Raw genomic sequence first — 22,373 nt, forward strand, 5'->3', positions numbered from 1 at the left:
AGCAAAATATGTCTTTTTACTAGCGGTAATATCTGTTGGTGTCTCCCATCAGATTATGGCCCAGCAAATCTACAAAGTTATCAATCAGGATGGCTCGGTAACTTATACCGATACGCCGCCACCGGATGCTCAACCAGTAGAGTTGGGGCCAGATAATCGCATGGTAAGTACACCAGTTTCGCCAGTGCCAATACAAGCGCAAGCCAAAAAGGCCACAGAGCGTGCACCATCTGTGATCACGGTTATCCAGCCGGATGACCAGGCAACGGTTAGAAATAATGCCGGCAGCGTGCAATTTGCTGCACGCGTTACCAACACGCAGAAAGGCGACGTATATCGTCTGTACTTCAATGGCGAGCTTGTGAGTGAGCAGTCAGCCCCCTTATTTACCCTGAATGACCTGCCCCGAGGGGCACATACATTTTATATTGCTCACATCGACAATACGGGCAAGACTCTTGCATCTAGCACTCCACGTACGTTTTACCTGCATCAGGCATCACGTCTTATTAACAATAATTAACAGCAAACCCACGTAATACGCGCACCATTGAAGTTCATGTAAGCGTTTATGCGAGAAGATATTGCACGGGTTTAGTTTGCCTGAAATAATGAAGCACCATAATGGTGCAAGTGGAGAAAGCTGGCATGCGAGCCACGCCGTTTGATACCAACAATTTGCTGGATAGTGTCACTACTGTGCTGGTAGTTATCGATAATGCCTTGCGCATTGTGTACGCTAACCACGCAGGTCAGGCCTTATTTGCAACGGGCACAAAACAATTGTACGGGCACTGCATTGCCGATTTTTTTGTACCCAATACCATCAACAAAGCCCGGCTCAGAGCCGCCTTTCGCAGTGGTCAGGATTTTACCGAAAATGAAGTAAAGTTGTACTTCCGCGATAATCGCGTAGTGTCGGCTGATTTAACGGTAACCAACCTGAATACTGAAGATGGCCCTCGTTTGTTGTTTGAAGTAAAAAAGGTCGATCAGCAAAAGCGCATTTCACGGGAAAACCAGCAGCACGCCCAGCACTTTGCCGCCCGTGAGTTAATTCGCGGCCTGGCACACGAGATTAAAAATCCGCTTGGCGGTATTCGCGGTGCAGCGCAGTTGCTTGAAAAGGCCCTCTCGTCCCCTGACGAAAAAGAATTTACTCAGCTTATTATTGAGCAGTCCGACCGCTTGCGTAATCTGGTTGACCGCTTATTAGGCCCCAATTCTCTGCCCCGTTTAGAGTGGTGTAACCTGCATCGCCCGCTGGAAAAAATCCGCAGTTTAATGAAAGCCGATACCAGCCAGGCTATTGCGATTTCGCGCGACTACGATCCCAGTATTCCCGACATAAAAGTGGATCCGGATATGTTGCAACAGGCTGTACTGAATATTGTGCGTAACGCCGTGCAGGCGTTGCGCGACTCTAAAACACCCAATCCCCATATTCGACTGGTTACCCGTATTGAGCGTCAGTTAACCATACATGGGCAGCGTCACTCGCTGGCAGCACAAATCAAAGTGATCGACAACGGCCCGGGTATTCCCGCAGATATACGCGACACCCTGTTTTACCCGTTGGTCACCAGCAAAGAGACAGGTTCTGGATTGGGCTTATCTATTGCACAGACACTGATTAATCACCACGATGGCAAGATCGAAGTCGACAGCCGTCCTGGTCACACTGAATTTATTATATCTTTACCGATCGACAGGAAGGAGTCGTAATCATGAATACTGAATCTGTATGGATTGTTGATGACGATAGCTCTATTCGATGGGTGTTACAAAAAGCATTGCAGGCAGCCAATATTGACTGCTGTTGTTTCGAGAACCCCCAGGATTTATTGTTACAACTGGAATCCGGCCAGTATCCTGAAGTCGTTATTTCAGACATACGTATGCCACAAATGGACGGCATGACGCTGTTAAAAGAAGTACATCAAATAGCGCCAATGATCCCGGTGATCATTATGACAGCGCATTCGGATCTGGACAGCGCAGTAAATGCTTACCAAAGCGGCGCATTTGAATATCTGCCCAAACCCTTTGATATTGATGAAGCGGTGACTCTGACAGAACGCGCACTAATCCACGCGCGCGAGCAGTCCCGCACCAGACAGGCACCACAAGCCGAATCCGCCACCGAAATCATCGGTGAGGCCCCTGCGATGCAGGAAGTGTTTCGCGCTATTGGGCGGTTATCACGTTCTTCCATCAGTGTGCTAATTAACGGTCAGTCTGGTACTGGTAAAGAGCTGGTAGCGCATGCGTTACACCGCCATAGCCCGCGAGCAGCCAACCCGTTTATTGCGCTGAATATGGCTGCGATACCTGCCGATTTGGTGGAATCCGAATTGTTTGGTCATGAGAAAGGCGCCTTCACTGGTGCACAGGCCGCCCGTCAGGGCAGGTTTGAGCAGGCCAATGGTGGAACGCTGTTCCTTGACGAAATTGGTGATATGCCACTGGATGTACAAACGCGATTACTTCGCGTGTTGGCTGACGGTCAGTTTTATCGCGTGGGCGGACATCAGTCGGTGACCGTGGATGTACGTATTATTGCGGCAACCCACCAAAACCTGGAAAAGCGCGTTGCAGATGGAAAATTCCGTGAAGATTTATTTCACCGCTTAAACGTAATTCGCATTCATATTCCGTCGCTGAATGAGCGTCGGGAAGATATACCACTACTGGCACGACACTTTTTACGCCGGGCATCTAAAGAGCTTGAAGTGGAATGCAAAATACTCAGCAAAGAAACAGAAAAGGTCATGAGCCAATTACCCTGGCCAGGTAACGTAAGACAGTTAGAAAACGTATGTCGCTGGTTAACCGTTATGGCTTCTGGCCAGGAAGTATTGCCCGCAGACCTGCCACCGGAAATTCACAGTGGTGGTGTCATCGAAAAAGGCACATCGCAAAGCGGTGACTGGACCGATTTACTGGCCACCTTTGTGGATCGTCAGTTGAAGGAAGGTCAACACAACATCCTGAATGACGCCATGCTAACCTTCGAACGCATAATGCTGGAACGCGCGCTGCATCACACTCACGGCCACAAGCAGGAAGCCGCAAAACGGCTGGGGTGGGGCAGAAATACCCTCACCCGCAAGTTGAAAGAACTGGGCGTAGATGCGTAAACATTAAAATGCAAAAGAGGAAGCCTGGCTTCCTCTTTTAGTTCTGACAGCAAAAACTGACTATCGGGTAAGTACTTTCGCCATTGCCCGATTAAAGTACTGCAACCAGGTATGGCTGAATTTGCCATCTGCCTGACGATTCAACTCAATAACGGCCATTTTCTTGGATATCGGTTGTTTGTCGGCTCTGGCTCGGGAATGGGTCATCGCATCAAAGGTATCCAGAATGGCAAGCAACTTTGCCCCATCACAGATATCATCTTCTTTCAAACCTAATGGATACCCTGAACCGTCTGCCCGCTCGTGATGCTGCATGACAATTTTGCGCGCCATGTCCCATTGATCGAGGTGTTCCAATAAGCGCGAACTCTTGTACACATGAGAACGCATAAGATTAAACTCGTTGTCGGTATACGGATCGTTTTTATGCAGCAGTTTTAACGGCATAAACGCCATACCAAAATCGTGAACATAACAGGCTACCGCAAGCTGATCTTCTTCAATTGGGTTGCCCGCTACATCGTTCACATACAACGCCAGTTTAGCAATGCGATCTCCCCTGCCCGCCCAGTAATTTGAACGGTGCTCAATGGTTTGCATCATTTCGCGAAAGAACAGGATGTCCATGCGCTTCTCTGCGCTGAGATCTTTCGGGATCCCGGTTTTCCCCAGTGTCGGCTTTTGTGGCGCAGGTGAAGCAACATTATCTGCGGGCTTTTCGCTAATGTCATTGCCTGTAACAGGTTGATCAAGTTCCGGATTCAGCAGTAAAACCGCCTCTCCTAAAAGCTTATCATGCTGATTTTTGTTGTCTGGCGTGATTCGCTTGATTGCCATAATCAGCTGTTGGTATAACACATCGTCGTATTGTGCTTCACCACTGGCAATAACACTTTCTACAAATTGCTTTACCCTATCCATAGTGAGCAATACTAAATCGCTCATGATACTGGTGTAGTTAACCTGCCCCTTGCGAAGGAAGTCCAGCAAATCTTCAACGTGCTGAAGCAAAGGAATGATGGGCGAGAAATTTACCAGCCCCAGATCCCCTTTAATGGTATGCACAGAGCGAAACAATGCGCGCTGCAGTTCGTTGTCTTCCGGCTTTAATTCAAGTTCGATCAAAGTTTGTTCGCTGGCTTCGTACAGCTCATGGATCTCTTCAATCAAGTCGGACAGGATTTCCGGTTCAAGCTCTTCAGGTATAAACGTTTGCATGGTAATACAACTCACTAAGCCATTCGCGCCACATAATCGCCAGACTGGCGCTTATTGGCTCATCAGCATTACGAAATAGCGCGATAGCCGCTACAATAGATACTCCTTTCAAGCATAGCACGAGTCATCAATAACAACAGTGGCATTTTGTGGCGATTCTCGCGACTGATCGGAGATGATGTTCAAGCCTAAGCCGTTATAATCCTGCGCAAATTTTCCAAAAGGTATTTAAGTGTTAGCTATTATTCGGGCCTTGTTGTTGGTTGTAGCCTTTTTATTGATTAATATCGTCGTGCTTTTGCGATGTGTTATTCGCCCTTTTCATCGCGACAATGTGTATTTTGCAGGCCAGTGGTATAGCAAGATGTCCCGTATTCTGGGGCTCAAAGTGATTATTCGCTATCCTGATAATCTGGACACCGACAAATCCTACGTGATGATTGCCAATCACCAGAACAGCTACGACATCATCACCATTTGCAAAGCCGCTGTGCCCGGCGTAGTTACCATTGGTAAGAAAAGTCTTAAGTGGATCCCCATTTTTGGCCAGATTTACTGGTTGAGCGGTAATATTCTGATAGACCGCAAAAATACCTCAAAAGCCATGGACACCCTGAGTCTTACTGCTAAAAAAATTACCGAAAAAAATCTCTCGATCTGGTTTTTTCCAGAAGGTACACGTTCAAATGGTCGGGGCATTTTGCCGTTCAAAGTAGGCGCGTTCCGGTTGGCCCGCGGCACCGATACCCCCATGATGCTGGTAACGGCCAGCGACCTGCACAATAAGATTCGCTGGAATCGCTGGAATAACGGGGTAGTGCTGGTTGATGTTGAGGCACCAGAACAGCTGGATGACTCCCGCTCACCCAAGGGCTGGATGGCCCATTATCACGAGCGAATGGAAAAAAAATTCAAAGAGTTAAATGCTGAAGTCGCCGAAATGGAAAAATCACGATAAAATAAACTTATACGTGAGAAGGCGGAAGCACTATGACACAATTTGACGAACGCGAAGAATGGTACGAATTTAATCAGGAAACCATTGAGGCGCTAATCAGCGACGGCAGCGAAGCCGACGCGAAATACACCATTGAACACCACATGGCGTGCAATAACTTTGACCGATTAGAAAAAGCGGCAGTTGATGCATTTAAAGCGGGCTTTGAAGTGACTGATGCTGAAGAAGTCTACTTAGATGACGGCGGTACGGTTTTCTGTTTCGATGTTATCGCTGAGCGTTTTTTAAAGCGCGAAGAACTGGATGCCGATATTGATGCGCTATTAAAAATTGCCGACAAACACCAGGTTCATTACGACGGCTGGGGCACCTATTACATTGGTGAAGACGCCGAAGAAATAAGCGATGAAATGGGCGAAGAAGAATAGCCCTTCCGATCAGGCCTGTATCACAGGCCTGTTGCATTCATCTAAAAAAACAGTTACAAAATAACGGTTAACATAAACAACAAGCCCGGATGCCTCTCAGAGAGAGTTTGCGTTCAGGTAACTTTCGTCATGACGACGATTACTCAGACAGGAGGTCACGTGGATACCACTCCCGATTATTCAGCTTATTCTTACCAAGAATTATGTGATGCACGCGCAACGCTTGACGAAGCCTTGTATCCCGAACGAGCAAAACAACTCGACGAACTGATAGCCAGTCACGCTGAACACATCTCAGAAGAATCATCACAAGTACTTGATAAGGAAGGCACGTTTTTACGTAAATCCCCGGTGAATTTTCACGGTTCTGCAAAAGAATTCTTTTCCATTTGGATTGTAAATCTACTGCTCTCCATTGTAACGCTTGGCATTTATTCAGCCTGGGCCAAAGTGCGCACCAATCGCTATCTTTACGGTAACCTGGAAATCGACGGACACCGTTTTTCTTATCTGGCAGAACCGTTGCAAATTTTGAAAGGCCGAATTATCAGCGCCATCTTACTGGTGGGCTATATTCTTGCCATATCCACCAGCCCAATTGTTGCCGTTGTAATGGCACTGGCTATTGCCATATTGTCGCCCTGGTTAATTTGCAAGGGCATGCAGTTCGGCATGAAAATGACCAGCTACCGCAATGTGCGTTTTGGCTTTACCGGCCGCTATGGAGAAGCCTTTCTGGTATTTTTACTCTTCCCGTTTTTAACCGTGTTTACGCTGTATCTGGCCATGCCATGGGCGCTCAAAAAGATGGATGAATTCATTCTTAATAACACCACTTACGGCGACAAGGCATTTAGTACAGAATTGAGTGGCGGTACGTATTTTGTTGCAGGTCTGGCAGCAGGTGTAGTCTCAATCATTACCTTTATAGTTGGCATAAGCCTTATTGGCGCGACTGCGGTATTTGCCGGGGCGAAAGAATCCGCTGAACAGGCAGGCAGCATTTCGGTAATGCTGGGAGTGTTCATTCTGTATTTCCTGGTATTTACGTTAGCGAGCGCCATTTACTCGGGCATGATCCGCAATCACATGTATGCGCAAACGCGTCTGGGCAATGTAGCAACGTTTGAGTCAAACGTTACCGTGGGTGGCTTTTTAGTGCTTAAAATTACCAACATGCTGGCATTGGTTTTCAGCCTTGGCCTGGCACTTCCGTGGGTGAAGACACGCACGCTAAGCTACCTGGCCGCGCATACACAGGTGAATGTACTGGATGGTATTGATTCTGTGGTGGCGTCTAACGAGCAAATCGGCACGGCAACAGCTGAAGAAGTCGCCAGTGCTTTCGACCTCGATGTATCACTGGGTTAAGTACCCTTTATGATCTACACAGGCAAGCTTTACTCAGCCGGTTCAACTGTGCATCAACTGGTTGAACTGGTGCTGGACGATGCGTATTTTACGCTGCACGCCATTCCGGAACGCACGGTTCTTGGCGTGCATACCCGTGAGGCGATTCGTACTAACAGCCGTGTAGGTAACCTGCCAAGAGAAGTCGCACTTAGCAATGGCGACATGTTGTCGATTCACGCCGACGACACGTTACATCGCTGGCTCGACACCAAGGCAGGAGGCAAACACAATCAACGTGGCTGGTCATTGTCATCATTGGAAAACAGTGCCAAATGGGCCATCGCCAGTGTGTTGTTAGCCCCGTTGATGCTGGTTGGTATCTTTAAATATGTTATCCCTGCCATGGCAATATCCTTTGCTTCTTACGTGCCATACTCGTTAAAGGACGTGGCTTCCCGCCATACTTTAGCAGCACTCGATCGCACTATTTTAAATCCTACTAAGCTGGACGAAGATGTTCAGCAACGCTTAACTCAACGCTTCGAATCCGTATTTAATGCGCTTCACCTGGATCACCCGGATTTTAACACGCAATTCAGATACACAGACGAAATGGGGGCAAACGCCTTTGCGCTGCCTAATGGTACTATTGTATTTACCGATCAATTGGTTGCGCTGGTGAACAACAACGAAGAGCAGCTCTCTGCTATTTTGTTGCACGAAATTGGACATGTAAACGAACAACATTCCATGCGTCTGATAGCAGAAACCATTGCTACCACAGTGGTGATCACCTATTTCTTCGGTGACGTGAGTGGCGTATTCGAAACCTTTATGGGTGCCAGTAATACCCTGATCAACAATCAGTTTTCTCAAAAGCTGGAAACTGAGGCCGATGATTTTGCGCTTGAACATGCCAATGCAGCAGGCCTGACCCCAGAGGACTTTGCCAATGCCCTGGAGTCGTTGGCTAGTGCCTCCCCGGAAGAAAGCGACATCAATAAGTTATTGAGTTCGCATCCCATGTTAAAAGAACGGATTGAAAAAGCGCGCGCCGCACAATCGTCTGAGTAGGTAACAAGCCCTGCTATTCCTGGAGCCAATCCGCCTAATCCCTATTGGAGCAGTTGCCTAAACAGAACGCATCGATTGCATAATGTCAGCAATTGCATTCACGGCAGCAATAGACTCTGCCGGATCAATATTCGCCTGAGGATTATTAAAGTCACCTTCTGCACCCGCTTGCACGAGAATGCCGTCGCGACGCGGATAAAACGACGTGTGTTTGTCGAAATACTGGATACCGTATTGCAATCCCGGTTGAGGGATCAGTTTGCAGGTTTGTCCTCGTACGGGAGTGATTGTGTCGTCGTTTAACAGTGTCTTCGCGCCATACCCGGTGCAGTTCACAATAACAGGCTCATCAAAGTGCTTAAAATCGTCCTGTTGCCTGAGTTCACGATGCACAATCACGCCGCCATTGCGGGTAAACACATCGAGTAAATACTGTGAATAGGCGCTGATATTAAACATGAGCAACGGAAACTGACGAACATACGGCGTGGCAAACGGATTGAGTTCTGTGGGTACATTGCGTGCTTTCGGCGTGAGGTCGTTAAGCAATTCATGTTGATAAGCCGGATAAGGCGGCTCGCCCGGGATATTATGCCCGCCCTTTTCGCTAAATGGCTTGTCTGCCATGCGAAACATCGTGGTCCACTCAACCGGGTGTCCGGGCAGCCCCAGTAAGGTTTGAAAACGCAGATAAGAGAGGCGCGCCATCCATTGCCAGGTTTGCGCATACCCGCTGGCATGTTCCAGCGTAACAATCCGTGAATCCGGTGACCAAATTCCTGTTGCATAACTGGAGCGCACATAGGGCGGCCGCTCTTTGGCATAAATGGTAACCTGATACCCCGCGCGCTGGCAGGCGATAGCAGTGGTAAGTCCAATAGCGCCGCAGCCCACCACCGCCACAGGTGTATTCGTTTCTGCCTGAATCTGCTTTTCTGCCAGTGCAGCTGCGCCCCACGACAGCGACCATCCACTCCCGCCGTGACCGTAGTTGTGTATAACGGTTTTGTTTCCCATCACTTCCACGTCGGTGCGAGGCCCCATTGCCCGAAATGGCCGGGTGCACACATTCATAGCAACAATGCGATCACTGCGCGCTTCTACTTTTTCGAGTGGCGGCAAACTCAAGGGCAGTTCAATGGGTGATAGAGGAGGATGATAAACGGTGGCGGGCTGACGACCAGCACAACCCAACAATGACCCGGCGAGACCTGCGCCTACGGCCTGTTTAATAAAGTGTCTGCGTTGCATAAATACTCCAAAGAAATACGGGTCCTGAAGCACTAAAACAACACATGTCTCCAAAAGCAGGTAACGGAGAAAGATGTAAACAATATTACCCATGCTCACACCTATTTGATTACAGGCAGAAAGCGCGGCATGAGCTGGTTGTTCTTATTATTGTGCCAGCTTATCGGCCCTGTCCGGCGTGCACAATGTTACTGGTCGTAAGAATTGATTATTCTGTGAACCAACAGCCATTTTTCCTGCGCAACTTACTGGTTAAGAATGGCAGCAGCCGCTTGCTTCGCCATGCGCTGTGTTTTCTTAATCATTTCAACCGAGCCTGTCTCGCCGTGCCCGGGCACAACGGTATCAATATCGCGATACCTGTCCAATACACGTTGAGCTGACGCCCCCCACTGGACTACATCGCCTTCAGCTGTGTACCCCATGGAGTTGGTTTCCATTGCGCGTATAAAGCAGCCGCCGAACAACACATGCTGTTTGGGCAGCCACACGACGATATTGTCCAGCGTATGTCCTGGCCCCGGATAAAACACTTCAATAGTGTCAGTTAGAACCGTATCTGAATCGGTAAACATATGCGTTGCAGGCTGTTCGCCTTTTTCTTGCAAAAACTCATTGGTAAGCGCATGAGCCCAGGTGGGGATGTGTTGTTGGTTAAATACATCCAGGTTGCCGCCAGCGTCGTCGTGAGAGTGCGTAGCAATAACACCTGCCAGGTGCAGCGAGCGCTGCTCAAGCCACTTCTGGATAACGCCAATATCATCGCGATCCCAAGGCGTGTCTACCAGATAAGCTTCCGCACCGGTTACCACAATTAACCCGTTGCCGGTTACGGCGCCATAACCTTCAACCTGACGGGATGACTGATGTAAAAATACGGTGTCATTAATGGCCCTAATGGTGAGATTTTCCGCATAACTCAGCAATGGGAACAGACTAATCAGCCCTGTCAGAACCAACGTTAACAACGCTTTCATACATCTTTCCTTAAGTTTCACTTCAGTTTTTGTTCATCTTACTCTGCGCACACTACAGGTGTAGATAAAAAGACCCAGAGGGATACACCATGAGAATCCAGTCACAGATTAAAGCAATATTGGCCTCACTCGCACTGTCGTTGAGCGTATCTGCTGTAACGTATGCCGACACGCCAACCGTTAACGTAAAAGAGCATTTTAATCAGCCCGATTTACAAACCGCTCTTGCCGGCACGCCAAAACACAAACAACAGGCAGACCTGAGCAGCCTGTCGGTTAAAACTGGTGAAATGCTGCGCACCACCGATCACATAGATTTTTGGTTCTACGATGCCTGGATAACGTTATTTGGTGACCGCGATTACGACGGCTATTTTTCTGGCTTCAGTCTGGAGTTTGATGCCGATACGGCTTACTACCAGGCCCCCGTATACGCCATTGTATATCTGGGAAAAAACGACTATTACGAGCCCTTTCATGTAACGTCGGTTTTCACCTTGTATGGCGAAAGCAGTGATGACTCTGTGTTGCTGGAAAGCGATCTGGTAACCGGATACCCAACGGGTGATTACGACATTCTAATTGAATTAATTGATGCCGCCACTGAACAACATGTCGCGACGATTGATGCCTACACCGATGCAGACTTATCTTACCAAAGCCTGGAAAGTGCAGACTTTGATCAACCCTACACCTCCGAAGTAGTGGTGGAGTATCACGCTGGCAGCTGGGGAATATTTGGGTTACTGGCATTGGCCGGGTTGGTAGTGATACGCCGCATAAAATAGCGCACTCCCGTCCTCTTTTGCAGACAACAGGCCGCTTACCGGCCTGTTTCATTTTACGCTATTTCACATTACGGACAGCTACCTACATACCAGTTGCTTCCATCACTGGAATGAAGCGTATTATTGCCCCAGGTAGAACCGCTGAGCGGCGCATTGGTGCCCGTAGCGAAATAATCTGGAGTCCAGTAGTTGCCGGTGCTGTAAGCACGCCCCGCCACTTTGTGATAATAATTCGCGGTGGTGTATTCTGCGCAGGTATTGCCTCCCGTACCACCACCAGTACCGCCGTCATCACCGCCAGAGCCGCCATCGCCTCCAGTGCTGCCGCCACCGGAACACGCCTGCACAGGACCTGTACATGATGCATCGTTATCCTGCCATTGACACATCTGGTTGCTGTTACTCACCTCGTTTAATTTAAACGCTGCCGTGCTGTACTCCAGATAGCAATTGGCGTAATTGGTATAGTCCAGGCGACCTGCATTGATGTGATCGGTTAGTGTGGCGGTTACCCCTGCATCCACAGTAACCGTAACCGTTACTGAGGACGACAGGCCAGCAGTATCGGAGGCAGTAACAGTTATCGTTTGTTCTCCGCCCGGCTGTTCACAGGCTTGCGCGCTGAAACTCACGCCATTAACCGTTGCACTCACATTCCCGGTAGCAAACCCTACTGATACTGTGCTCAGGTCTTCGTTTTCATCAAACACGTCGCCACTTACCGTTACACATTGCGCAGCAACATCCGACACAACATTCATTAATTCTGGTGCAGTGGGTGGCGGTGGTGGCCCCACCCTTGCCGTTACCGACACAGCATTGGATACCGCGCCCGCATCATCTGTTGCCGAAACGGTGATCACGTATAACGCATCCGGCAGACTCGCTGTTACTGCCGCAAAATCGCCGTTTTGCTGCGTAGTTGTGGTGTACTGATAGCTGTTTTGCGCATTGTCTTGCACCAGGATTTCAACGGCATCCACGCTACCGTCATTATCGACAGCATTGCCGTTAATGTTGAGTTGCCCGCCAATGTCCTGTGCGGTTATAGCACTAACTACCGGCGCCTGATTGCGATCCACCCGCTTGTTATTGTCGGCAAAATACTGGCCCAGATACATCGCGTAGTTGTAACCACTGCCATTTACATAAGAACCACTGGCACCAGCGCCCCCCGACCAGGCATGATCAACACCGTTTAACCACACCATGGATACCCGGCCATCCTGCCATAAAAATTCTTGCATGGTCCTGCTACCTGAACCAATCACGGTGCTTCCCGGTAGCTCCGTTACCCCGTAGGCATCCGCCATACCTTCCGCATTCTGGCGGTTGTAACACTGATCTACCGTAGTATCAGCATCGCCATGTGCAATGGATGCAATTTGGTCTGTTAGTGAACCACTATAACTACCAGCATATTGCTGACAGCGCGTGGCCACATCAGCATACTCACAGCTCCCAATAGCACCACTTGAGCTGGTTCCAATACTGGGGCCAGCACTCACGCCCACACCGGCAAACACGTCAGGTGCAAGACAGGCAGTGGTATTGGCGAATGCGGCACCTGATGACAAGCCAGCAATGTAAACCTGGTCCGCATCAATTCCTTTGGTGGTGTCTGCTGTCATCGCCGAAACCAGTGAAAGTAAGTTGGCGTAATCGCCTGCGCTGCGCGACTTGGTTCCCTGCCAGTACGACCAACAACTGAATCCCGCTTTGTTAAGTGCATCCGGCACCGCAATCACCATACCGTAGGCCTCAGCAGCCGGTTCCAGATTTGCGGTAAGATAGGCATCAACCGATTGGGTGCATCCGTGCAATACCACTAACAATGCGCGCCCTTGTCCCACTGGCGACACCGTATCCGGGGTGTATACATGTACTTTTGTAAAATTGCCGACAGCCTGATTGGTTTGCCAGCTTCCTGCCCAGGCCTGCAGTGCGCTGCAACCCAGAATAAGTGTCCCGAACAACAATATTGATTGTAACCGTTTCATTTCACCACCCTTGTTATTTATTAATAAATGGTAAAAATATTGTTGATCTTTTGTACACTCATGGCTGTAGCACTTTCGTACTGTGAATGATTCGAATGAAGATCCATGACGTTTTGAGTGAAGCAAGGTTAAGCATTCGCCACTCACTACGACTAAAGTACCCCTGCTTTCCTGACCAAAGTACTAACTCAACTCAGCCCTCGACATGCCGCAAAAGGATATAATGTTACAGTATTGTTAATTAACGAATGAATTGGGCTATGCTTGCTTCCAACAGAATCACACTGACCGTGGTTATGATTTTTACCGGCGTTTTCTCATTGCTGTCGGTGGTGATGTTTTTGCAGGCCAACGCTGATATTCAAAAAGAAGCGCGCGCTGCATTTGAGCAGGCTAAGGTGTTAGCAGACAGTGAAATTCCCTACGAAACGCTCCAATTGTTGCTTCAAAACAACAGGGACGTAGTATTACTCAATACACCCTCGCCGGCGTTTGAATCCAGCCAGATTTCCCCGTTATTAGATTTTAATGCTTCTCTCCCCCCGCTGGAGATAACCCACCGTCAGAGTGGTAAGTCGTTTTGGATAGCGGCCAATACAGATGCAGAACTCAGCGAAATTTCAGCCACGGTTATTCAGGTTCTGGGGATATTCTTTATTGCATTGGTGGTAACGTTGCTAAGCTTGCGTTATGCGGTTAACTCCCGCTTAAAACCACTGGCAAAACTGTGTGAAGGCCTGAACTCCATGACCACCGGAAAATACCAATTCAATGGTGATGCCACCGATATTGCCGAAATTCAAACCCTGATCGACCATTACAACTCTCTAACGTCAAACTTGCAGGCTAAAGAGAATCAGGTGGTGTCGTTACGCAAACGCGTAGCCGCCATACAGGAGCAGGAACGCCAGAGTCTGGCGCGCGAACTGCACGACAATCTGGGACAACTGATTACCGGTATCACCGTACAAACTTACATGTTGTCACAACAGCGGGCACACCCGGAGTATGTGGCCAAAGCCTGTGAGCAAATTCAGCAGCAATGCCGCGAAGTGCATCAGGGTATGAAAGAGGTAACGTCTCAGCTCTACCCGGTGTTTTTAACCCGCCTGGGACTGATACGATCGATTCAGCAAGCCACCCAAACCTGGCAGGACATACACAATGTCAACGTGAACTGGCAGGATGAATGTCACCCATTTGAAGCCCATCCTGAGCGCGACACCCAGGTGTATCGCATTGTTCAGGAAGCGTTGAATAACATTGCCAAACATGCCCATGCGAATCAGGTTGATATTAGCCTGACTACCGATACCCACCAGTTGCAGATCCTTATTCGCGATAACGGCAAAGGCTTTTCACCAGACACCGCGCCAGGAGGGCTTGGCCTGGAATCCATGCAGGAGCGGGCAACGTTGGCTAATGGCACATTAACCATTCATTCTTCCGACACAGGCACGCATATTTCATTGAGTGTACCTGTCACTTTCAACAAGGAGCTCAACCATGCGTATATTGCTCGTTGATGATCACGCTGTGGTTCGGCAAGGCTACAGCGCGCTACTCACCATGATGTTGCCTGAAACCCAGGTGGATGAGGCTGAAAATGCCCAACAGGCGCTTAAAGTACTGGGGCAGCACACTGTTGATTTAGTGATTCTGGATATCAATCTGGAAGCGTCAAGCGGGCTCACGCTGGCAAGCAGAATGCTGCGCCGCTGGCCTGCGTTAAAGATAATTTTCTTCAGTATGTTTGACGAACCCTCGGTAGTACAACGCGCCATGCAAACGGGTGCGATAGGGTATATAAGCAAACGCAGCAGTCCTGACACCATGATAGACGCCATCAAGACGGTGCGTTCAGGCAAACGCTACATTGAACACAGCCTGGCGATCCAGCTTGCCACTCACCAAATGCAGGAAAACGAGGCGGTTTGCGATCAGTTAACACAACGGGAATTTGATGTGTTTATTGGCATTGCCAAGGGGTTGGATCGTACTCAACTGGCAGATACCCTGAATGTGTCGAGCAAGACCATTTCGAATACCCTGACCCAGCTTAAAAGCAAGTTACAGATCCACACCAATACAGAACTGGTGCATCTGGCGATTGAACAAGGCTACTTAAAAGTCGCCGTGTAATGAAAAGGGCGACATCATGCATGAATCCCAGTAAGCCTGACATTCGCAGCCAGAGGCATTCGATTTATCAATAGCGGCACGTCAGCCTGCTGGAAAAACCAGAAAAAAGAACAAGTGTGATGCCGTCAACGTCATTTGGCACGTATTACGCACAACCACTGCCATTTGTTACTTACTCTTTTTTTGGATGTGTATTTAAATACAGCATTTTTTTCCATCCCTGAATTTCCAATGAGAGTCGCCAGTGAACAGGCAACCTCCTAGTGCCTCGCGTTTAGCATCACCTGTCACGACAAGGTTAAAATTTCAGAGGAATGTCCTTCTTCACGTACACAATTTCCACAATGCGCTAATTGACACCTCATTATCAGGCTATCCCATGATGTATTTTTGCTGGGGTAAATCGCGCTCCTGTACTAGCAGACACTTTCACAAGCAAAAGGGGAAGATGGCTGTGCTTTTGGATCAATCAAACAAAGTCGAAAAGCAAATACGCTAAATCTGCAATATGATGAAGTGTGTCGCCCTGGCTGATTTACCCGGGCGACAGCAATAATTGCATGGCCACGTTAGCCTTTTACCACGAAGCTGCCTTTCATAATGGCAAAGTGGCCCGGGAAACTGCAAAAGAAAGTGTAGTCTTCTGCGCTGGATAACTTACTCATGTCGAACGTTACCGTGTCCTGCTCACCACCTCCAATGATCTTAGTTGCCGCAATAATAGTTTTATCGCCCGGTGGTAAATAGTTGTTATCAGCACCCGCCTTCAGTGCGCCGCCAACAATAGCCTGGGCATCTGCCGTGGTTGACAGCACCCAGTTGTGACCCATGTATTTCTTATCGAGTTGGCCGGTGTGTTTTAGTGTTACCGTAAAGGTGTCGCAAGTTGCCGGCGCGGTTATTGCCGTCATATTAAATTGCATCATGTCATTACTTTCGATGGTAACAGCACACTCATCTGCAAACGCGACACTGCTTAACAGTGTCAGGAATATCGCCACATATTTTCTCATCTTGTCCTCCAGGAACGGCAAAATTAATGAGAAAGCCCCTCGCTTTACAGCATACATTTAAATACGTATTTTGCTGTTTGGACCTGAAATGGCTTTCTCCGGCTTAACTGCCTAACTATACATTGTGTGATAATGGTTATCATTAGCAGGGGCGTCGTCAAATAGTCGCTCTTATATAGGGCTTTAGTTCTAGTTAATGATCAGTAGATTAATCACACCAGCGGCTTGCATCCATACCATTAACTTAGCCAAACCAACGACATAAACAGGATGCAGCCCACCCAATAGAGGCCCCAGCGTGAAATCTGTTTAAAGTTGATAGAGCGCTTAATGAGTCGTAAGAGGCGTTACATTTTGAAGGAAAATCCAGTAAGCGAAATAGTTCACTGAGATTTTAATGGCACCAATGAGCGCAGAGTGGATAAGGGCAACCAGTATTGAGTTAGTCTGTTTCTAGACATTTTCACACAGTCAGACCTATGACACTGGACTTCTGCTATTGGTCAAAAGCGGTCGTAGGGCATTTCAATAGCCGATGGCTGCTTTGGTGTGTGTAGCGGACGTCATCGGGCTTAGAGAGTTTTACGATTGATATCGCTGTTGATGACTTGACTATACCGAGGATGCTCGCCAATAACGAGTAGCAGTGCATCCACTTGTCGCATTTTGTCGAGTGTGTCCTGTGGCACCATCTCCGCTGAAAACGGTTTACCAACAAGGGTATGCTCTAGAAGCACCCCTCTAATTTCCTTTGATATTTGAGTATTTAGCGAGAGAATTTTGTTTGCGCAAGCAGCAACGGAGACCGTTGATACATTTCTACTCATCATCTCTCCCCTATCACTCATAGGTTAACAATTGATTGCTACTTATCCACCAGTGCTTTCGCAACGCTTTGTGCACCTTGTCGTACTTCCTCAAGAATGGTGCTTGCCTCTGTGACTAACTCTTTGCTCTTGCTTGCTTTGTGCTGAATGGTTTTAATTCGATTAGTGGCATCGGTCGTCAATTGACCATTTTCACGAACAAGTTCTTCTATTTCCACGGTGGATTTATTGGTTCTCCCTGCCAGTGATCGGACTTCATCGGCTACCACCGCAAATCCGCGTCCATGCTCGCCCGCTCGCGCGGCTTCAATCGCGGCATTCAGGGCTAGGAGATTAGTCTGGTCGGCAATACTCTCAATGGTGGTTACAATATTGGTAATTTGTTTCGATTGTTGCTGTAACTGCTCCAAAAGCTGAGAGGCACTATCTACCCCCAACGAGATTTCCTCTGCCATAGCAACGGTATCAGAAAGAACGTGTTTTGCACGTTCCGATATTTGCACAGTCTCTTCAGACGTAGACAAAACGATACCTTGAAGACTGAGGTCGCGCTGTACTCTTTGCGTTACGTCACTGGCCATCTTTTGAATACGTACAATGTGACCGCTGTCATCGCGTATGGGGTTGTATGTGGCTTCTAACCAAACTTCTTGCCCTTGCTTGTTACGGCGTCGAAAAAGACCTTGCTTGAAGGTGCCAGCCCGGAGCTCCGTCCAAAACTGAGGATTTTGCCGATAGAAATCATCATAGCAAAGCATTTTATGATGTTGACCTACAACCTCTTCTTCTCGGTAGCCCATGGTATCCAGAAAATTTTTATTTACGTTGTTAATGTGCCCGTCAGGAGAAAACTCTATTAACGCCATTGATTTATCAAGCGAGGATTGCATGTCATTGAGCTCTCTTTGAATTTTTACGGTTTCAGTGACGTCACTTGCGACTTTTACAATACTCTCCACATGACCATTTACCAAGATAGGGATGTAAGTCGCCTCTAGCCAAATCTTATCGCCTGATTTGTGTTGGCGTAAGTACGTGCCAGGAAACGACTTACCCGCTTTTAGTTTTTGCCAAAATACGCGGTACTCCCCACTCTCAGTGTACGCTTTGTCGCAGAATATCCTGTGGTGCTGACCCACAACCTCGTCTACACCATAGCCAACCACGCTCAAGAAAAGCGCATTTGCCTCGAGTATAATGCCATCTGGCGTGAATTCGATCCATGGCACATTGCGTTTGAGGGATGCAAGGATGGCTTCGAGCCGTTCACAACGAACCGCAACGGCGTTGGCTTCCAAAGACGTATTTTTTTGTGCAAAAAGTGTAAGCATTATGCTGGAACCTCAAGTGTTCAGTTACGGTAATTACCTTAATAATAGATTATTTTTAAAAAAGCTCTGCAAATTAACTAATTCTCACCAACGTGGATTTGATTAGTTGATCTATATGGTTCGAAGAATTTTTTGAGTCCACTACAAGCGAGCTTACAATGTCCGTCACCACAGCAAATCCAAAGCTCATTAAGCAGCAAATAATCAGAGGTAATGCACATGAGTACGCCACATTCCAACAGCTCGATATGAACAGGACGTTTTTGCGTTTTCCTTCTGTTGGATTTTCAACATAGCAAAGCAGGCAAGCGCATAAACAAAAATCCCGCTTTGGTTAGCGGGATTAGAGTGAGTTAGCTTGAGATTGCGTCACCTGCTACAAATACAGCATCTGCTTGCGAGTGTGGGTCATCCGACTGATCAGTTTATTTTGCAATGGGTGGGGAATGTTAGCTTTGTTCATGGCATTAATAAATAAATCCACGGTCAGATTAAAATCCGCCTCGCTGATGTTCATACCGCCATGCACCTGCTCCATGGTATCGCCTGAGTACGTGCAGGGACCCTCAGCGAATACACACAACTGCTCGGCAAACTTTTGTATAAAGCGGTCTATGTCGGTATCTGCAAAGTACGGTAATATCGTGTTGTTGTATTCAATTTCATGGACAAAATTTTCCACGATTTCATTAATCTTAGCCTGACCACCCAGCTCTTCGTAGAGTGTTGATGAGCTGCTTGCACAGCCCCCCAGTAGGGCGATCGCCGCGGCCGTCATTACCAGTTGCTTTACCATAATTGACCTCCTACAGAGAGATACAGGCCTTTTTGTCCGGTAGCACCGGCAATACTGCCTAGGTCAGCCCAAGCCAGGGTGAAATTAACGTTTTTTGAGGGAATGTAGGTAACAAATACGTCCATCCAGTCATCCTCTCCTAAACCAAGATTATCCGGCTTCTGGCGATATTCCATACCCGCTGCAAAATGACGAGAGAACAACACACCGATACTGCCTTCCAGCATCAGTTCATAATCGCTGTTGTCAGGGCCACCAAAGCCAAGTAAACCGAGTTGATTGGCTTTGGTGAGACGACCAGTGAGGTTCCAGACCAGATTATATCCGCCCACAGCCCCTAAATGCACTTTGGTGGCGGCCAGAAAATAATCGATTCCGGTGGTATCTTTCGCACCAACCAGACCCGCAATAGCGGTATCCTCAAGGTCTTTATACTGCATTCCGGCGCTGATTTGCGGCCAGTCAGAATAGATAACGTCGCCGTATAATCTGACTTTCGCCCCATAGACGGTTTGCGCGATTTCGCCACCAAGGGTAGTTAAATCAAATGCATGGCGGGCAACGCTGAGCTCCACCCGATCATAAAGGGAAACGTTGGCACCCAGTACATTGAGGCGGTAGTCATCCAGATTAACTTGGGTGATAAAAGCATTCGCTGAAATTTGGTCCTGACTGTCATAACCAGACAAAGTTGCCCATGGCACAATCCCGCCGCCACCGGCGCCCTCCAGTTGATTGAGTCCAGCGGTGCCGATCAGTTTGCCGTCACCGGCACAGGCTATTCCGGAATAAACAATAAGTACAGAACCGATTAGTGTTGTAAGTCGCACTCAATACTCCTTTTTTTGTAATAATCCGATTCGGCCAACCATTCAAATAACGCTTTCAGGGGTAATGGACGGCTAATGTAATAACCCTGGGCCGAATCGCAGCCCCAGTCGGCCAGCATCGCCATGGCGTTGGCATCTTCAACACCTTCGGCCACAACCTCAAGATTGAATATGTTTGATAAGGCCAGTACGGTATGGACAATTTGTTGGTCGTCCTGGTCTGTACTCAAGTTCAACACAAAGACTTTATCAATTTTAATTGCTGATACAGGCAAATGTTTAAGATATGCCAATGAGGAGTAACCGGTACCAAAGTCATCAATGGCAATACTAAATCCTTTATCCCTAAGGTACTGAAGGTTATCAATCGCCATCTTGGCGTCTTCCACCAGATCGCTTTCGGTAATCTCAAGGGTAATATCCTTCGCTGACAAACCATTGCTGTCGAGCAATTGAATAAGCCGTTCCAGCAGAGGGCGGTTTTGAATATCTTGCGTCGACAGGTTTACGGCAGGTTTCAGGTAAATCTCTTGAGCCCTGAGTGCCAGGATATCGAGGACCACTTGATTTAATACCCAGCCGGTTACCTGTTCAATAAATCCTGCCTGCTCGGCAATTTCGATAAATTCATCAGGAGGAACGAACCCCAATCGCTGACTATTCCAGCGAATCAGTGCTTCCAGACCGCCCACTTGCCCTGATTTAAGGTCGACCTTGGGTTGATAAACCATAGACAATTCGCTTTGTTCCGACTGCAACACTTCTTTCAGTTCTGTAATGATATTAAGACGGCGTAAATAGCGCTGTTCCACTTCAGCAGTAAAGTTGAGTAACCAGTGACCATTATGTTCTGACTTATCCAACAGAATATTCATCCGACGGAAAAGGTCCTGAGTATTCGAAGCGTCCTCCGGGCAATTTACAATGGTGAATACAAGTCTTATTGGCATGACTAACATCTGAGTCGCCACCGGTTGTTCCAGCATGGTGTGGAAGGTTTCCAGTTGCTCATCGCTGAGCGGTTCATCAGCAAACCATACCAGCTCGCCGCCTGAGAGTCTCGCAGCTGTGCCCCCCCAGCGCTTTATCCGCTCGGCAATGGTAACAATACAGAAGTCACCATTTGAATATCCATACAGATCATTAATTGTTCTGAAATCATTAATATTAATACCAATAACCTGGATTGCATCACCATTATTCAGCGCTTGTTGGATAAGTTCTTCAATATATCTCCGATTATATAAACGGGTCAGCATATCAAGTCTGGATTGTTGCAGGATACGCTTCTCGCGGCTCTGGATACTGTCTTTCATGCAAATAAACGCATCGGACAGCTCGTTAATTTCCCGCAGTTTACTATCGACCTGAACCATTTTTTCGTAGTTTCCTTCAGCCAGTTTGTTGGCCGCAATAACGAGATTGGCAACCGGTTTATTTAACCGGCTGGCCATAAACATGGATAACAGCATTGAACCCGCAATAGCCAGTAGTGAAATACTCAGAATATTAAACTGTAACTGAGTAAAATTTTTAAAATGACTGGAAACGTCTACGGCTAAAATAATGGATACTTGCTTCTCAAGCGTTTCCGGGAGATTAATTTCTCGGGTCAGATAGGGGCTGTTTCTGGAAAACGTTACGTCAAACCAATTCAAGGTTTGCTGACTGTCCGCTGTGATTCTTTGAGCTTCTACGTGAGGTAAACTGCTGTGCAAAACAACATGTTTGCCATTCACTACTTGTTTTGTAGCGACAATAATATCTGCTTGAATAATCGCTTTTATCTGGGTTAAAAAAGCATCGCCATTCAAAAAGCCCATCCCTGCAATGGCAATAGGACCCGGTGCATAAACAGGTAGCATAATTACCTGGTAAAGACTGCCTTCCACAATTATTGCATCCTCAGAGCCCCCCTCTTCGAGGACATTTTCAATAATATTAGGGTAAGGAAACACTGTGTCCTGGCTGAAGTAGCCCGGCTGACTTTCGATAACCATACCAGATAAATCAGTTATCACCATAAAATCCGAAGATATACGTTGACCGTGGTTTTGTAACGCGCTGTGAATGGTTGGAATATCACCTGTGGCTACGGCCTGTTTAAAACCAAAATCGTCGGTGAGTACCTTGGCAGAGCTAAGGAGTTGGTCGCTTCGATCCTGAAGTAGCTGTTCGAGCACTGAATTAGCTACTTCGATATTGTTAGTGACCTGATTAAACGCGGTTTTAGATGTCACTGTCCAT

The 22,373-nt window shown here is 47.8% G+C and carries 19 protein-coding genes; 10 read left to right on the forward strand and 9 right to left on the reverse strand.

Features of this window, described 5'->3' with window-relative positions:
- Window positions 1-55: 55 nt before the first annotated feature.
- From FJ444_RS14170 to glnG, 3 genes are all read left to right on the forward strand, one after another.
- Window positions 56-523 carry a DUF4124 domain-containing protein gene (locus tag FJ444_RS14170; protein ID WP_181405170.1) on the forward strand — a complete coding sequence of 156 codons (468 nt, stop codon included), beginning with the start codon at window positions 56-58 and terminating at the stop codon, window positions 521-523.
- 125 nt (window positions 524-648) lie between these two features.
- Window positions 649-1,725 (forward strand): nitrogen regulation protein NR(II), encoded by a 1,077-nt coding sequence (gene glnL / locus FJ444_RS14175; RefSeq protein WP_140959341.1) that lies wholly within the window; start codon window positions 649-651, stop codon window positions 1,723-1,725.
- Between the two features lie 2 nt (window positions 1,726-1,727).
- Window positions 1,728-3,140: a nitrogen regulation protein NR(I) gene (glnG, locus tag FJ444_RS14180; protein WP_140959216.1), complete on the forward strand. Its 1,413-nt coding sequence runs from the start codon at window positions 1,728-1,730 to the stop codon at window positions 3,138-3,140.
- A gap of 60 nt (window positions 3,141-3,200) precedes the next feature.
- On the opposite strand, the gene FJ444_RS14185 is transcribed toward glnG, so the two are convergent.
- Window positions 3,201-4,358: an HD domain-containing phosphohydrolase gene (locus tag FJ444_RS14185; RefSeq protein WP_140959218.1), complete on the reverse strand. Its 1,158-nt coding sequence runs from the start codon at window positions 4,356-4,358 to the stop codon at window positions 3,201-3,203.
- A 232-nt stretch (window positions 4,359-4,590) separates the two neighbouring features.
- Between FJ444_RS14185 and FJ444_RS14190 the strand changes: the two genes are divergently transcribed.
- The 4 genes from FJ444_RS14190 (at window position 4,591) to FJ444_RS14205 (ending at window position 8,171) form a co-directional block, all read left to right on the forward strand.
- Window positions 4,591-5,316 carry a 1-acylglycerol-3-phosphate O-acyltransferase gene (locus FJ444_RS14190; protein WP_140959220.1) on the forward strand — a complete coding sequence of 242 codons (726 nt, stop codon included), beginning with the start codon at window positions 4,591-4,593 and terminating at the stop codon, window positions 5,314-5,316.
- A gap of 32 nt (window positions 5,317-5,348) precedes the next feature.
- A complete protein-coding gene (rraB, locus tag FJ444_RS14195; RefSeq protein ID WP_140959222.1) occupies window positions 5,349-5,744 on the forward strand; it encodes a ribonuclease E inhibitor RraB in 396 nt (131 codons plus the stop codon).
- A 159-nt stretch (window positions 5,745-5,903) separates the two neighbouring features.
- The gene (locus FJ444_RS14200) at window positions 5,904-7,115 is read left to right on the forward strand and encodes a YjgN family protein (protein WP_219993903.1); all 1,212 of its coding nucleotides are present in this window, start codon (window positions 5,904-5,906) and stop codon (window positions 7,113-7,115) included.
- Between the two features lie 9 nt (window positions 7,116-7,124).
- Window positions 7,125-8,171, forward strand: a complete 1,047-nt coding sequence (locus FJ444_RS14205; protein WP_140959226.1) for a M48 family metallopeptidase — start codon at window positions 7,125-7,127, stop codon at window positions 8,169-8,171.
- A 57-nt stretch (window positions 8,172-8,228) separates the two neighbouring features.
- Here FJ444_RS14205 and FJ444_RS14210 read toward each other — a convergent pair whose 3' ends face one another.
- Both FJ444_RS14210 and bla read right to left on the reverse strand, forming a co-directional pair.
- Complete coding sequence (locus tag FJ444_RS14210) at window positions 8,229-9,422, reverse strand: FAD-dependent oxidoreductase (RefSeq protein WP_140959228.1); 1,194 nt, start codon at window positions 9,420-9,422, stop codon at window positions 8,229-8,231.
- Window positions 9,423-9,667: 245 nt separating this feature from the next.
- Window positions 9,668-10,399, reverse strand: coding sequence for a subclass B1 metallo-beta-lactamase (gene bla / locus FJ444_RS14215; RefSeq protein WP_140959230.1), 732 nt, complete (start codon window positions 10,397-10,399; stop codon window positions 9,668-9,670).
- An 89-nt stretch (window positions 10,400-10,488) separates the two neighbouring features.
- On the opposite strand from bla, the gene FJ444_RS14220 reads away from it, so the two are divergent.
- Window positions 10,489-11,187, forward strand: coding sequence for a choice-of-anchor H family protein (locus tag FJ444_RS14220; RefSeq protein WP_140959232.1), 699 nt, complete (start codon window positions 10,489-10,491; stop codon window positions 11,185-11,187).
- A 68-nt stretch (window positions 11,188-11,255) separates the two neighbouring features.
- On the opposite strand, the gene FJ444_RS14225 is transcribed toward FJ444_RS14220, so the two are convergent.
- Window positions 11,256-13,187, reverse strand: a complete 1,932-nt coding sequence (locus FJ444_RS14225; protein WP_140959234.1) for a PHB depolymerase family esterase — start codon at window positions 13,185-13,187, stop codon at window positions 11,256-11,258.
- A 260-nt stretch (window positions 13,188-13,447) separates the two neighbouring features.
- Here FJ444_RS14225 and FJ444_RS14230 point away from each other — a divergent pair, with 260 nt between their 5' ends.
- Together FJ444_RS14230 and FJ444_RS14235 are read left to right on the forward strand one after the other, a co-directional pair.
- On the forward strand, window positions 13,448-14,713 hold the full coding sequence (locus tag FJ444_RS14230; protein WP_181405171.1) for a sensor histidine kinase: 1,266 nt from the start codon (window positions 13,448-13,450) through the stop codon (window positions 14,711-14,713).
- The gene (locus FJ444_RS14235) at window positions 14,694-15,329 is read left to right on the forward strand and encodes a response regulator transcription factor (protein ID WP_140959238.1); all 636 of its coding nucleotides are present in this window, start codon (window positions 14,694-14,696) and stop codon (window positions 15,327-15,329) included. Before FJ444_RS14230 ends, FJ444_RS14235 begins: the two co-directional genes overlap by 20 nt.
- 569 nt (window positions 15,330-15,898) lie before the next feature.
- Here the strand turns inward: FJ444_RS14235 and azu are convergent.
- The 5 genes from azu to FJ444_RS14260 all read right to left on the reverse strand — a co-directional run bounded on the left by azu (window position 15,899) and on the right by FJ444_RS14260 (window position 22,366).
- Complete coding sequence (gene azu / locus FJ444_RS14240; RefSeq protein WP_140959240.1) at window positions 15,899-16,342, reverse strand: azurin; 444 nt, start codon at window positions 16,340-16,342, stop codon at window positions 15,899-15,901.
- An 865-nt stretch (window positions 16,343-17,207) separates the two neighbouring features.
- Window positions 17,208-18,500: a PAS domain-containing methyl-accepting chemotaxis protein gene (locus FJ444_RS21745; RefSeq protein ID WP_140959242.1), complete on the reverse strand. Its 1,293-nt coding sequence runs from the start codon at window positions 18,498-18,500 to the stop codon at window positions 17,208-17,210.
- Between the two features lie 376 nt (window positions 18,501-18,876).
- A complete protein-coding gene (locus tag FJ444_RS14250) occupies window positions 18,877-19,296 on the reverse strand; it encodes a group 1 truncated hemoglobin (RefSeq protein ID WP_181405172.1) in 420 nt (139 codons plus the stop codon).
- Complete coding sequence (locus FJ444_RS14255; protein WP_140959244.1) at window positions 19,290-20,126, reverse strand: DUF3034 family protein; 837 nt, start codon at window positions 20,124-20,126, stop codon at window positions 19,290-19,292. The genes FJ444_RS14250 and FJ444_RS14255 overlap by 7 nt, the downstream gene beginning before the upstream one ends.
- On the reverse strand, window positions 20,108-22,366 hold the full coding sequence (locus FJ444_RS14260) for an EAL domain-containing protein (RefSeq protein WP_181405173.1): 2,259 nt from the start codon (window positions 22,364-22,366) through the stop codon (window positions 20,108-20,110). Before FJ444_RS14260 ends, FJ444_RS14255 begins: the two co-directional genes overlap by 19 nt.
- Window positions 22,367-22,373 lie beyond the last annotated feature (7 nt).

Source organism: Aestuariibacter sp. GS-14 (assembly GCF_006494365.1).
Classification (GTDB): domain Bacteria; phylum Pseudomonadota; class Gammaproteobacteria; order Enterobacterales; family Alteromonadaceae; genus Alteromonas; species Alteromonas mangrovi.

Coding starts and splice junctions, on each gene's coding strand:
- azu (WP_140959240.1), bottom strand. CDS start 16,342: ATGAGAAAATATGTGGCGATATTCCTGACACTGTTAAGCAGTGTCGCG.
- FJ444_RS21745 (WP_140959242.1), bottom strand. CDS start 18,500: ATGCTTACACTTTTTGCACAAAAAAATACGTCTTTGGAAGCCAACGCC.
- FJ444_RS14210 (WP_140959228.1), bottom strand. CDS start 9,422: ATGCAACGCAGACACTTTATTAAACAGGCCGTAGGCGCAGGTCTCGCC.
- FJ444_RS14205 (WP_140959226.1), top strand. CDS start 7,125: ATGATCTACACAGGCAAGCTTTACTCAGCCGGTTCAACTGTGCATCAA.
- FJ444_RS14230 (WP_181405171.1), top strand. CDS start 13,448: ATGCTTGCTTCCAACAGAATCACACTGACCGTGGTTATGATTTTTACC.
- bla (WP_140959230.1), bottom strand. CDS start 10,399: ATGAAAGCGTTGTTAACGTTGGTTCTGACAGGGCTGATTAGTCTGTTC.
- FJ444_RS14250 (WP_181405172.1), bottom strand. CDS start 19,296: ATGGTAAAGCAACTGGTAATGACGGCCGCGGCGATCGCCCTACTGGGG.
- rraB (WP_140959222.1), top strand. CDS start 5,349: ATGACACAATTTGACGAACGCGAAGAATGGTACGAATTTAATCAGGAA.
- FJ444_RS14225 (WP_140959234.1), bottom strand. CDS start 13,187: ATGAAACGGTTACAATCAATATTGTTGTTCGGGACACTTATTCTGGGT.
- FJ444_RS14170 (WP_181405170.1), top strand. CDS start 56: ATGGCCCAGCAAATCTACAAAGTTATCAATCAGGATGGCTCGGTAACT.
- FJ444_RS14185 (WP_140959218.1), bottom strand. CDS start 4,358: ATGCAAACGTTTATACCTGAAGAGCTTGAACCGGAAATCCTGTCCGAC.
- FJ444_RS14235 (WP_140959238.1), top strand. CDS start 14,694: ATGCGTATATTGCTCGTTGATGATCACGCTGTGGTTCGGCAAGGCTAC.
- FJ444_RS14220 (WP_140959232.1), top strand. CDS start 10,489: ATGAGAATCCAGTCACAGATTAAAGCAATATTGGCCTCACTCGCACTG.
- glnG (WP_140959216.1), top strand. CDS start 1,728: ATGAATACTGAATCTGTATGGATTGTTGATGACGATAGCTCTATTCGA.
- glnL (WP_140959341.1), top strand. CDS start 649: ATGCGAGCCACGCCGTTTGATACCAACAATTTGCTGGATAGTGTCACT.